Annotated in this window: 12 protein-coding genes; 4 read left to right on the top strand and 8 right to left on the bottom strand. The window is 36.1% G+C overall.

Going from position 1 to position 12,479, the window contains the following annotated elements:
* The first annotated feature begins 36 nt into the window (after window positions 1-36).
* Window positions 37-972, top strand: coding sequence for a heme A synthase (ctaA, locus tag NSS74_RS04705; RefSeq protein ID WP_002088309.1), 936 nt, complete (start codon window positions 37-39; stop codon window positions 970-972).
* 86 nt (window positions 973-1,058) lie between these two features.
* Here ctaA and pyc read toward each other — a convergent pair whose 3' ends face one another.
* The 3 genes from pyc to NSS74_RS04690 all read right to left on the bottom strand — a co-directional run bounded on the left by pyc (window position 1,059) and on the right by NSS74_RS04690 (window position 6,433).
* Window positions 1,059-4,505, bottom strand: a complete 3,447-nt coding sequence (gene pyc, locus NSS74_RS04700) for a pyruvate carboxylase (protein ID WP_002142963.1) — start codon at window positions 4,503-4,505, stop codon at window positions 1,059-1,061.
* Between the two features lie 333 nt (window positions 4,506-4,838).
* The gene (locus NSS74_RS04695) at window positions 4,839-6,020 is read right to left on the bottom strand and encodes an FtsW/RodA/SpoVE family cell cycle protein (protein ID WP_002033727.1); all 1,182 of its coding nucleotides are present in this window, start codon (window positions 6,018-6,020) and stop codon (window positions 4,839-4,841) included.
* Between the two features lie 125 nt (window positions 6,021-6,145).
* Window positions 6,146-6,433 (bottom strand): YlaN family protein, encoded by a 288-nt coding sequence (locus tag NSS74_RS04690; protein ID WP_002088314.1) that lies wholly within the window; start codon window positions 6,431-6,433, stop codon window positions 6,146-6,148.
* Between the two features lie 150 nt (window positions 6,434-6,583).
* Here NSS74_RS04690 and NSS74_RS04685 point away from each other — a divergent pair, with 150 nt between their 5' ends.
* The gene (locus tag NSS74_RS04685) at window positions 6,584-7,081 is read left to right on the top strand and encodes a hypothetical protein (RefSeq protein WP_002142965.1); all 498 of its coding nucleotides are present in this window, start codon (window positions 6,584-6,586) and stop codon (window positions 7,079-7,081) included.
* Between the two features lie 49 nt (window positions 7,082-7,130).
* On the opposite strand, the gene NSS74_RS04680 is transcribed toward NSS74_RS04685, so the two are convergent.
* Window positions 7,131-8,459 (bottom strand): PhoH family protein, encoded by a 1,329-nt coding sequence (locus NSS74_RS04680; protein WP_002088317.1) that lies wholly within the window; start codon window positions 8,457-8,459, stop codon window positions 7,131-7,133.
* Window positions 8,460-8,705: 246 nt separating this feature from the next.
* Window positions 8,706-9,161, bottom strand: a complete 456-nt coding sequence (locus NSS74_RS04675) for a pyridoxamine 5'-phosphate oxidase family protein (protein WP_002014791.1) — start codon at window positions 9,159-9,161, stop codon at window positions 8,706-8,708.
* Window positions 9,162-9,306: 145 nt separating this feature from the next.
* Between NSS74_RS04675 and NSS74_RS04670 the strand changes: the two genes are divergently transcribed.
* A complete protein-coding gene (locus NSS74_RS04670; protein ID WP_002088318.1) occupies window positions 9,307-9,507 on the top strand; it encodes a YlaI family protein in 201 nt (66 codons plus the stop codon).
* A 35-nt stretch (window positions 9,508-9,542) separates the two neighbouring features.
* Here the strand turns inward: NSS74_RS04670 and NSS74_RS04665 are convergent, their stop codons facing one another.
* The 3 genes from NSS74_RS04665 to typA form a co-directional block, all read right to left on the bottom strand.
* Complete coding sequence (locus NSS74_RS04665) at window positions 9,543-9,818, bottom strand: hypothetical protein (RefSeq protein WP_002014793.1); 276 nt, start codon at window positions 9,816-9,818, stop codon at window positions 9,543-9,545.
* Window positions 9,819-9,835: 17 nt separating this feature from the next.
* Entirely contained in the window at window positions 9,836-10,138 is a 303-nt protein-coding gene (locus NSS74_RS04660; RefSeq protein ID WP_002066917.1) for a YlaH-like family protein, read from the bottom strand.
* Window positions 10,139-10,297: 159 nt separating this feature from the next.
* Window positions 10,298-12,142, bottom strand: a complete 1,845-nt coding sequence (gene typA / locus NSS74_RS04655) for a translational GTPase TypA (protein WP_002066916.1) — start codon at window positions 12,140-12,142, stop codon at window positions 10,298-10,300.
* A 140-nt stretch (window positions 12,143-12,282) separates the two neighbouring features.
* Here typA and NSS74_RS04650 point away from each other — a divergent pair, with 140 nt between their 5' ends.
* Window positions 12,283-12,462, top strand: a complete 180-nt coding sequence (locus NSS74_RS04650; protein ID WP_000400127.1) for a DUF5325 family protein — start codon at window positions 12,283-12,285, stop codon at window positions 12,460-12,462.
* Window positions 12,463-12,479: the final 17 nt, after the last annotated feature.

Genomic DNA, 12,479 nt, shown 5'->3' with positions numbered 1-12,479 from the left:
CGCAATAACTTCATAGCAGAAAGATGGTGAAAGAGATTGCAACGCTTTATTAAATGGTTAGCAGTCATTACAAGTCTCGATTTATTAGTAGTTTTACTAGGAGGCGCTTTAGTTACAAAAACGGGTTCAGGCCAAGGATGCGGCAAATCATGGCCTCTTTGTAACGGTGAATTTGTTCCATCTAATTTATCAATGGAGACTATTATTGAGCTAAGTCACCGCTTAACATCTGGATCAGCCGGAATCCTTGTTACTCTTCTTTGTATCTTGTCCTGGAAATATTATAAACATGTGCGCGAAACAAAGACGTTAGCAATTTTATCCTTCGTATTTTTAGTTGCACAAGCATTAATGGGGGCGGCGGCGGTTGTTTGGGGTCAAATGCCTGCTGTATTAGCTATTCATTTCGGTATTTCCTTAATTTCATTTGCTTCTGTCATCTTGTTAACGTGTCTTATTTTTGAAATTGATCAGAAATTTGATGCACGTTCACTTATTATGGACAAAAAAATGAAATTTCATATTTATGGTGTAACAATTTACAGTTATATCGTTGTCTACACAGGAGCTTTAGTACGTCACGAACGAGCTACCTTAGCCTGTCCAGACTTCCCTTTATGTAGCAAAAGTAGACCTATGCCAACTCAACTACATGAGTGGGTTCAAATGGGACATAGAGTTGCAGCGATGTTAATTTTCGCTTGGATACTATATGCGATGATTATCGCTATTCGCCATTACAAGCAGCAGCGTGTAGTATACTGGGGATGGATTATTTCATTTATCCTTGTTACACTTCAAGCTATAGTAGGAATTTTGGTCGTATTTACAAATGCTAGTTTAGCAATGGCATTATTACATTCGCTCTTCATTTCTTGCCTGTTTGCTGTACTATGCTATTTAGTTATGATAGGTACAAGAAGTACAGTCAATGCAAAAGAAACTGAATCAACTTCTAAGCAAACAAAATAAAGTAAAACTATAATACCTTGCCAATTCGGCAAGGTATTATTTACACACAAAAAAGAGCTGCTTTCGCACAGCTCTTTTTCTTTATTTTAATGATCTAATTCAATGAGTAAATCTCCCGTTTGAATTGCATCCCCATCATTTACATATACTTTTTTCACTTTACCACTAAATGGCGCTTGAACCGTCGTTTCCATTTTCATAGCTTCTGTAATTGCCATGGAATCACCTTTTTTCACTTCATCGCCTTCTTTTACAACTACTTTAATAACAGTTCCCGGCATCGTTGCGCTAATATGATTTGGATTTTCACGATTCCCCTTCACACGCTGTGCAACAGTTGATTTCACGTTTTCATCTTTCACTACGATTTCACGCGGTTGTCCATTAAACTCCAGGTAAAGCACACGATTTCCATCTGGCTGTGGCTCCCCAATGGAAACTAGTTTAACCATCAATGTTTTACCTTGCTCGATTTCCACATCAATTTCTTCACCAAGTCTCATACCATAGAAGAATGTCGGTGTATCAAGCACAGATACATTTCCATAAATCCCAGCAACTTTTTCGTAGTCCATAAATACTTTTGGATACAATGCATATGCGACTACATCAAAAATTGTTACTTCGCGTCCAAGTTTGTGGAATAACTCTTCTTTTAAAGCATCGAAATCTACTGGTTCTAATAATTCACCCGGTCTTACTGTTAATGGCTCTTTCCCTTTTAAAATAATTTTTTGTAATTCTTTCGGGAAACCACCATATGGTTGTCCTAAATCTCCAGAGAACATTTCAACAACAGATCCTGGGAAGTCCATAGCATGTCCACGTTCTAAAATATCTTGTTCTGTTAGGTGATTTTGAACCATAAATAATGCCATATCACCGACAACTTTAGATGATGGTGTTACTTTTACAATGTCGCCAAACATATCATTAACACGGCGATACATCACTTTAACTTCATCAAAGCGATCTCCTAAGCCAACCGCTTTTGCTTGTTGTTGAAGATTACTATACTGTCCACCCGGCATTTCATGCATATATACCTCTGTGTGAGGAGCATTCATACCACTTTCAAATGGAGCATAATATTTTCGTACATCTTCCCAATAATGAGATAGTTTTTCTAATGAGTCTATATTAACATCTGGCTGTCTTTCGTTTCCACCTAACGCATAGTATAGTGTATTCGCACTTGGTTGTGACGTTTGACCAGCCATTGAACTCACCGCTACATCGACAATATCAACACCTGCTTCAATTGCCTTCGTATACGTTAAAATACCATTTCCGCTCGTATCGTGTGTGTGCAGGTGAATTGGAATCGACACCGTCTCTTTTAATGCTGAAACTAAATCATATGCTGCGTTTGGCTTTAGTAAGCCCGCCATATCTTTAATTCCTAAAATGTGAGCTCCTGATGCTTCCAACTCTTTTGCTAAATTTTTATAATAATTTAAATCATATTTACTGCGTAACGGATCATGAATGTCTCCTGTGTAACACATTGTTGCTTCTGCAATCTTACCAGTATCTCGTACAGCATCAATTGCAACTCTCATGCCTTCTACCCAGTTTAAGCTATCAAAAATACGGAACACATCAATTCCGGCTTGCGCGGAACATTCTACAAATTTTCGAATTAAATTATCTGGATAGTTTTTGTATCCAACTGCGTTTGAAGAACGAAGTAACATTTGGAATAAAACGTTTGGCATTTTTTCACGAAGATCTAGTAATCGTTCCCATGGATCTTCTTTCAAGAAACGATATGCAACATCAAACGTTGCACCGCCCCACATTTCTGCTGAGAATAAGTTTGGTAACATTCTCGCTGTCGGCTCTGCAATGTGATGTAAATCTTTTGTACGAACACGAGTTGCAAGTAATGACTGATGTGCATCACGGAATGTTGTATCAGTTAAAAGTACACGCTTTTGATCTTGTACCCACTTTACTAATCCATCCGCTCCACGCTCATCCAAAATTTGTTTCGTTCCATTTTGCATTGGCTCTGAGTGTATCACATTTGGTATACGAGCATCTGGGAAAATTGGCTTCTCTTTTTTCCCTACTCCTGGGAAGCCATTTACTGTTACTGTACCAATATAATTTAACATTTTTGTTCCGCGGTCTTTACGTTTCGGGAACAAGAATAGTTCAGGTGACGCGTCAATAAATGAAGTGTCATATTCTCCTGATAAGAAGTTTTTATGTTTTACTACATTCTCTAGGAATGGAATATTTGTTTTAATACCACGAATACGGAATTCTTTTAAGTTACGTTCCATTTTTGCAGCGGCTTGTTCAAAAGTAAGTGCCCAAGTAGTAACTTTTACAAGTAAAGAATCGTAGTACGGTGTAATAACTGCACCTTGGAAACTATTACCTGTATCAAGACGAACACCAAAACCACCGCCTGATCGGTACGCCATAATCTTTCCTGTATCAGGCATAAAGTTATTAAGTGGGTCTTCTGTCGTTACACGAGATTGGATTGCAAATCCATGCACAACCACTTCCTCTTGCTTAGGAACACCTACCATTTTGCTATGTAATGCATGTCCATCAGCTATTAAAATTTGCGATTGAACGATATCCACTCCTGTAATCATCTCTGTAATCGTATGTTCAACTTGAACACGTGGGTTTACTTCAATGAAGTAAAACTCATCACCTTTTACAAGGAATTCTACCGTTCCAGCATTTAAATAATTTACATTTTTCGTTAACTTTACTGCAGCATCACAAATACGCTGACGCAAATCATCTGAAAGCGACACGCTCGGTGCAATTTCAACTACTTTTTGATGGCGTCGTTGTACAGAGCAATCACGCTCATACAAATGAACAACATTACCTTCTTCATCTGCTAAAATTTGTACTTCTATATGTTTAGGTTTTTCAACGAATTTTTCAACGTACACTTCATCATTACCAAAGGCTGCTTTTGCTTCTGATTTCGCGCGATTATACGATTCTCTTAATTCTTCACTAGCACGTACAATACGCATACCGCGACCGCCGCCACCAAGGGATGCTTTAATAATAATCGGGTAATCATACTTTTCAGCAAATTCTTCAACTTCTTCTATTGAATTTACTGGACCATCACTACCAGGAATAATTGGAATTTGTGCTAGCTGCGCTTGTGTTCTTGCTTTAACTTTATCTCCAAACATGTCTAAATGCTTACTTTTTGGACCGATAAAGATAATCCCTTCTTCTTCACAACGTTTTGCAAATTGAATATTTTCTGACAAGAAACCATATCCAGGGTGGATTGCATCTACATGATTACTTTTCGCAATCTCAATAATGCCTTCAATATCTAGATAAGCATCAATTGGCTTTTTCCCTTCCCCAACTAAATAGGACTCATCGGCTTTATAGCGATGATAAGAACCGCTATCCTCTTTAGAATAGATCGCAACTGTGTTTAATCCAAGTTCTGAACATGCTCGGAACACACGAATTGCTATCTCTCCACGGTTAGCTACCAATACTTTTTGAATACGTTGCAGCTTTGTCATGATTTTCCCCCTCTATTTTCCTACCACTCTAGAGATAAAATACATACACACTCTAAAGAGCGTGAAGTTCTTCACTTTCTACATTATATTATACTTAGAAAGCTTCACTTTATTTTTATCCATCATACCTTATTTTTCAACAAATGATAAGTTTTCTGATCGATTTGTTTCACAAAAATAGTATAGCATACCTCTTCCTTTTCTAACAACAATATTGTATATCACATTCACTTTAATGTAATATACTTTTCGTTTTATAACAATCAATATTGTATCACATTTAAAATCTAACAAAATAAAAAACACATTGAACTCTAGAGCTCAATGTGTTTTTTATTTTACAACAACAAGATGCGGTCCACCTTGTTCTATTTCGTTAGTCAATTTGTTTTGTTGTTTCTCTTGTCGTTTTACATAACTAGCAATATTTAACAGTATACCCATTGCAAGTAAATTAGCCAATAAAGAACTACCACCATAACTTATAAACGGTAATGGTACCCCTGTAAGCGGTATTAACCCAGACATACCACCAACATTTATAAAAGTTTGAACTCCAAACAAACTTGCAATTCCAATTGCTATTAAACTTCCAAACGGATCTCTGCACTTTTGTGCAACCCTAAATGCCCGAATAATAATAAGTAGTAAACAGATTAAAATGACAGCTACGCCTATAAATCCAAGTTCTTCAGATATAATTGCCATAATAAAATCTGTTTGCGGTTCTGGTAAGTATCCATATTTTTGCACACTGTTCCCTAACCCTCGACCATTTAGCCCTCCTGAAGCAATTCCAATAAAAGAATTTATTAATTGGAACCCATCATTTTGAGGATCGTTAAATGGATCAAGAAAAACTGAAAACCGAGCTTTTTGGTACTGACTTAACTTATAGTTCCCAATAAAATATAACGCTGGAATCCATATTATAGACGTTAAGAGGAATCGCTTTATACTTAAATTAACATTAACTCCTGAACAAAAGAACATAATCAGTACAGTTCCACCTATTAGTATATCGGTCCCTAAGTCATTTTGAAGTAAAATTAATCCCATCGCTCCACCGACAACAGCTAGAGGAGGAATTATCCCTTGTACAAAAGCTGTTTGCGTTTCTTGTTTCTTAGCAAAAAAGTTTGCTAGCGTAATAATAACCGTTATTTTCACAAACTCAGCTGGTTGTATACCTAATATCCATCCTTTTGCACCATTTATGACCTGACCGAAAAGAAAGGCTGCTGCTAATAGACCAATACTCCCTATTCCCATTGCGATCAAAACTATTCGCTTTCTCCACAACTTATAAGGAATGGCAACTATAATCGCTAACATTATCGTTCCAACAGCTAGAGCAAATAATTGTTTTTTAAAAAAGTAATCTGCTGGCCAGTTATGTCTCGACGAAATCGCAACAATGGAACTAGAACTATATACCATTATTACTCCCAGCACACATAAGATAACAAGAGGAAGTAATAAGGAATAATCCATCGATTTCCATACTTTTTTCATTTCATTTCCTCTTTCTGTTTCAATTTAATTATTGTTGTATTCCATATGTATATAGGTTCTTCCTTCTTTATTAAACAAATAAAAAGCCCAAACTATTTCAGTTTGAGCCCCCTTATTTGAACCCGTTATTGTTGTTTGTTTGTAAATGCTTCATGAAGTGCAGACAACTCACGTTCGAGCTCTCCTAACATTGCTTTCCCTTGTTCTTCTCCAATAAGACCAAGGCGAACCGCAAAATCGACCTCGCGGGATAGTCCAAACATTTGTGTGTCTAAAACTTCTTCATATAATGGACATTGCGGCATTGTAAGATTGTCCATTTGTACCTTAATAAGTCTTAAAATCTTCTCTGCATCCGCTTGTAGAAGGGCTAGTGCCTTTTCCTGATGATTTGATACTGTCTCAGACGCCAAATTGATTCCCTCCGTTTCCGTCCTACTCTCTCATATCTATTAATATTAGCGATAGTTTTAATAAATTGCAATAGAAACATTTTTTGTGACAACAGTGCCTAATACTATTATACTGAAAAGTGGGAGTATAACACAAATGGGGGAACAACAATGAGCGAAATTTTATTTATTAATGGAAAAGTTCGTTTTCCAATCACTATCGATCCAACTGTATGGATTTTCGATGATCGAAAAATAGATTTGACAACCTACTTTGATGAAACTAGAGAAGCATCATCCGAATTAGAAACATACTTAAAACATACTTCAGAGCATTGGGATCGCGAAATCCGTGATGGTGCTGCCTTCCCGCCAATACAACAAAGTGTAAAGAAATATAAAAAAGAACAGCTTATTAACGGGACGTTTGGCATACCACTTCATCCATTTCTAAAAAATGCTGAAATTTTAGAAGATGCTACTCATGTCGAAATTGCAACCACAGACAATACAATTACACTTCCGTTAGAAACAGCCCATAAAGCTATTCTCGGTTTTTCAAAAGAAGGTAAACCATTACGAGAAGACGGGCCTGTTCATCTATATTTCCATGATGGATCTAATAGACAAAATCCGATTCGTAACATCCGTAAATTTACAATCATTTAAATTGTATAATTAAAAGGCAAAAAAGGAGTGAGCTTAAGCTCACTCCTTTTTATAATAAATCCGCTGCTAGTTGTGCTAAATTAGAACGCTCTCCTTTAACAAACTTTACATGACCACTAATACGTTGTTCTTTAAACTTCTCTACAACATATGTTAAACCGTTATTATATTCATCTAAATACGGGTGATCAATTTGCTGAGGATCCCCCATTAATACAATCTTACTTTTTTCGCCTACCCTTGTTAATATCGTCTTTACTTCATGCTTCGTTAAATTTTGTGCCTCGTCAATTATAATGAATTGGTCTGGAATACTTCTCCCGCGTATATAGGTAAGCGCTTCTACTTCAATCGAACCCATCCCAGCTAAAATAGCATCTAGCTCCCCAGGCTTTTTCGTATTGAATAAATACTCTAGATTATCAAAAATCGGCTGCATCCACGGTCTTAATTTTTCCTCTTTCTCTCCTGGTAAATAGCCTATATCTTTCCCTACCGGTACAATTGGTCTCGCGACAAGTAGTTTTTTATATAACCCTAAATCTTCCGTTTGCATTAGTCCCGAAGCTAATGCGAGTAACGTTTTTCCTGTACCGGCTTTCCCTGTTAACGTTACAAGTGGAATATCTTCCCGAAGTAGCAATTCTAATCCCATAATTTGCTGCACGTTTCGTGGGCGTATCCCCCACACTTGTTCATTGTGAAAAATAAGTTTTTTTACCTTCTTACCTAAATGATCCACAATCCCAAGTGCAGAACTAGAACCCCCTAGTGCATCTTTCATTACAACAAACTGATTTGGATAAAAAGGATGATTTGCGATTTCAGATAAAGGTAGTTCACCTTTTTCATAAAAATAATCTAACTGTTCTTTTGATATATACCCTTCTAAAAATCCTGAATATATATTTTCCACTTCGATTACTCGGTCACTTAAATAATCTTCGGCCTGCAATCCGATTGCATCAGCTTTTACCCTTACGAGTACATCTTTACTTACTAAAATAACTGATTTCCCGTCCTCTTTTTCTTGTTCTTCTAAAGAGAGGTTTTTCGCTACCGCTAAAATTCGATTATCATTTGTTTTTTCTACAAAAATATCTTGCAGTTGAACAAATGAGCGATGATTTAATTCAATACGAAATGTACCGCCGTTTTCTAACGGAATACTTTCATGCAGCTTTCCTATTTCGCGAAATTTGTCGATTAACTTAGATACATAGCGAGCATTTCGTCCTACTTCATCCATATAACGTTTTTTCGAATCAACCTCTTCTAATACAACTGCTGGAATCACTACTTCATTTGTTGCAAATGAAAAAATAGATAAAGGATCCTGCAAAAGTACATTCGTATCTAACACATAAATTTTATCCAACCTGTTACCCCCTGACTCCACTTTTAAATTTGTAGAACAAGGGTTTCATCCATAAAATATGGACGAACCATTGTTATAATTATATGTACCGTAAAAACGAGGTAGAATCGAAACTCATAGAAATTAAACCTTTTCTTTATTTTTTATTCATTTCTATTCAATATATTACTTTTTATTATAATTTTTCACATTAAATCACAATACTCACTTGTAAAAGTTTATGAACGATGTTCCTATTCATCTTCTTTATAATTCTTTCATTCCTACTAATACTTGGTTATCAAGCTTTTTAGCTGCTCGAAGATCATATGTTTTTTCATATGTTGGTTCAGTAGCAAGTTTCGCACCATAAAACATAACATCACGAACTTCTTGTACATTCACTTCTACTACCGTTAATTTTAGAGGAATCCCTTCCATTCTATCTGTTAAAATTTCACTTTCACCACTTATGGAAAATACGGATTCATTCGCCATTATAGTCAATACAACCCCTGCACTATGCCGTATATTCCCCACAATACGTGAGCGTTGATCTACCGCAAATCGAATACTAGTTTCACTCACTGCATATACCCAAGAAATAGCACTTACGTTAGGAATTTGTTTTTCGAAATCTGTTGTTGCTATCATAACGATACACTCTTTACGCAACGATTGTACTAAATCACCTGTCAATGTAGGCTCAACTACATTCGCCATATTTCCACCTCCAAATATTATTTATATATCCTTATCATAACCTATTTTTCGAATTGCGAAAATATTATTTTTTCCCGCTATTATTCAAAAACATTATACTTCCATGATATACTTATACTGATAGAATTCGTATTGAGGTGACGAAATGAGAGTCAAATGTATGATTTGTGATAAAAAAGATATGTTAGATGACGAAAATCCTATGGCAAAAAAACTGCGTAATCGCCCTATTCATACATATATGTGCATGGAATGTACGGAACGAATTGCAGAGCGTACTACGGAACGCCATGCGAGTGGTAATTTCCGATTATATCGTGATAAAAAAGTAGAAGACGATTGGTAAACCGGAAATAAGTCCTTAATCATATAGATAAGGACTTATTTGTATTTTTCTGGTTCACGATTCATCTGATCCAAAAAACAATCAATGGCTTCTACTGGAAATCTTGCACACCTTATTTCTCCATCAATTTCATATGTAATCAAATACATTTCCTCGTTCTTTTCAACTTCTACATTTCGTAATTTATGCTCTTCATATATCATATTTTGGAATAATACATACGTTTCTTGTGCAGCTCTATCATCTGGACGTGCTTCCGCAACCGTTTTAATTGTTAACCAATTATATAATGCATCTTGTACTGAGCGCATGAAAGCCCCTCCTTTTTTCACCCTGTTTTTTGTTGTTTAGCTTGACGTAAACGCAGTCTATAAATTCCAAGTACAATTGCCGCTACAACGAGCCCCTCTCCAACGGGTAAAAAAACTGCAAAAAAAGTTAATACCGTGCATCCAATTGCTAAAGATGTATATATCACTATATTTTTTAGTACCGATAGCTTCCTTGCAAATCCTAGATTATATACAAGTGCACTTAATAAAATTATTGTTCCATAAAGCAACCACATCCCTAACTCTGGATTTTCATCAACTTTACAAAGTTTCGCGAAAAATGACATTCTTTCTAACACTATCTTTCACCCCTTCTCATGAAACAAATTCTCTTTATGTACTTAATACAAGAGTAACTCGCAAAAAAAATACTGTCTACAAAAAAGAGTAAATATTCTAAAAAATAAACAAAAAACAAAAAAACAGCTACCTTTATAAAAGGTAGCTGTTCTATTATTTTATGCTTCAACAGATTTCTTTTTCTTAGCAGCTCTTTCGCGCTCACTCTTATCAAGAATCTTTTTACGTAGACGAATTGATTCTGGAGTTACTTCACAGAACTCATCATCGTTTAAGTACTCTAATGACTCTTCTAAAGTCATTAAGCGTGGTTTTTTCATTGATGAAGTTTGATCTTTCGTCGCAGAACGAATGTTAGTTTGTTGTTTCATTTTTACAACGTTAACTGTTAAATCATTCTCACGTGTATGTTCTCCAACGATCATACCAGCATATACTTCTGTACCTGGTTCAACGAAGATTACACCGCGATCTTCAACTTGCATAATACCATATTGTGATGCTTTTCCTGTGTCAAGTGAAACTAGAACACCTTGGCGACGTCCACCCACTTGTCCAGCATGTACTGGTTGGTAGCAATCAAATGTGTGGTTTAAAATACCGTAACCACGAGTTAATGTTAGGAATTCTGTTGTGTAACCAATTAAACCACGTGCTGGAACCATGAAAGTAAGGCGAACTTGACCATTTCCATTATTCACCATATCTAACATTTCACCTTTACGTGCACCCATTGATTCCATAATAGAACCAGTGTATTCTTCAGGCACATCGATTTGTACGCGCTCTACAGGCTCAGATCTTACGCCATCAACATCTTTAATAATTACTTCTGGCTTAGATACTTGTAGTTCATAACCTTCACGACGCATGTTTTCAATTAAGATAGATAAATGTAACTCTCCGCGTCCAGATACGATCCATGCATCAGGAGAATCTGTATTATCTACACGTAAACTTACATCTGTCTCTAATTGTGAACGAAGACGCTCTTCAATTTTACGAGAAGTAATGAATTTACCTTCACGACCTGCAAACGGGCTATTATTTACAAGGAATGTCATTTGTAATGTTGGCTCATCAATACGTAATAATGGTAAAGCCTCTTCATGCTCAACCGGACATACCGTTTCACCTACGTTAATGTCTTCCATACCTGAAACAGCTACTAAATCTCCAGCTTTTGCTTCTTCAATTTCTTGACGTTTTAATCCAATGTAACCAAATAATTTAGTTACACGGAATTGTTTTACACTTCCGTCAACTTTCATTAATGCAACTTGTTGTCCTACTTTCATTGTACCACGGAATATGCGTCCAACCCCGATACGACCAACATAGTCATTGTAATCAAGAAGTGCTACTTGGAATTGAAGTGGCTCTTCGCTGTTATCAATTGGTGCTGGAATATGTTCAATGATTGTGTCAAACAATGATTTCATATTCTCTTCTTGATTTGCTGGATTTGAATCTAAGCTTGCTGTTCCGTTCATTGCTGATGCAAATACAACTGGGAACTCTAATTGATCTTCGTTTGCACCAAGTTCGATGAATAAGTCAACTACTTCATCAACTACTTCATCAGGGCGAGCGAAGTCACGGTCAATTTTGTTTACAACAACGATTGGAGTTAAGTTTTGCTCAAGAGCTTTCTTTAAAACAAATCGTGTTTGTGGCATACAACCTTCATATGCATCAACTACAAGTAGAACACCATCAACCATTTTCATGATACGTTCTACTTCTCCACCGAAGTCAGCGTGACCAGGTGTATCTAAAATGTTAATTCTTTTATCTTCATAGTGAATCGCAGTATTCTTCGCTAAAATTGTAATACCACGTTCTCTTTCTAGATCATTTGAGTCCATTGCGCGTTCTTCAATATGTTCATTCGCACGGAACGTCCCCGCTTGACGTAATAACTGGTCAACAAGTGTTGTTTTACCATGGTCAACGTGGGCAATAATTGCTATATTTCGTAAATCTTGTCGTTTTTTCAACATGTCCAACTCCTAATGTCTTTTTAATCCTTCTCTATTATAAGAGCGAAGGGGATACAATGGCAATCAAAATAAAATCAAGAATGAAAATATAGTTGTATTCTTACTTTTGTGAAAGTAAAATAAGATTGGAGGGTGAAGAAATGGAACACATTCAATATCGCTTTTTATTAACAGCAATTATCGGTGTTATCTTCTTAATTGGTATCGGAATTATGATTGCTGAAAATAGTCCCATCGGCATTATTATTTGCATTATCGGCACATTTGTTACAGTTGGATACGGTTTTGTAACAAAAAGAAAAATGCGTAAATCGCAATAACATTAAAAAGTAAGAAG

The sequence above is a fragment of the Bacillus sp. FSL E2-8868 genome, assembly GCF_038005505.1.
Classification (GTDB): Bacteria; Bacillota; Bacilli; order Bacillales; family Bacillaceae_G; genus Bacillus_A; species Bacillus_A mycoides.
The sequence above is the reverse complement of the archived record's forward strand: the minus strand, read 5'-3'. Positions and strand labels throughout refer to the sequence as shown.

Bases quoted from the DNA above. Each gene is read 5' to 3' on its own strand.
- pyc (WP_002142963.1), bottom strand. From the start codon at position 4,505: ATGACAAAGCTGCAACGTATTCAAAAAGTATTGGTAGCTAACCGTGGA.
- NSS74_RS04695 (WP_002033727.1), bottom strand. From the start codon at position 6,020: ATGAAAAAAGTATGGAAATCGATGGATTATTCCTTATTACTTCCTCTT.
- NSS74_RS04685 (WP_002142965.1), top strand. From the start codon at position 6,584: ATGAGCGAAATTTTATTTATTAATGGAAAAGTTCGTTTTCCAATCACT.
- NSS74_RS04675 (WP_002014791.1), bottom strand. From the start codon at position 9,161: ATGGCGAATGTAGTTGAGCCTACATTGACAGGTGATTTAGTACAATCG.
- NSS74_RS04670 (WP_002088318.1), top strand. From the start codon at position 9,307: ATGAGAGTCAAATGTATGATTTGTGATAAAAAAGATATGTTAGATGAC.
- NSS74_RS04665 (WP_002014793.1), bottom strand. From the start codon at position 9,818: ATGCGCTCAGTACAAGATGCATTATATAATTGGTTAACAATTAAAACG.
- typA (WP_002066916.1), bottom strand. From the start codon at position 12,142: ATGTTGAAAAAACGACAAGATTTACGAAATATAGCAATTATTGCCCAC.
- NSS74_RS04650 (WP_000400127.1), top strand. From the start codon at position 12,283: ATGGAACACATTCAATATCGCTTTTTATTAACAGCAATTATCGGTGTT.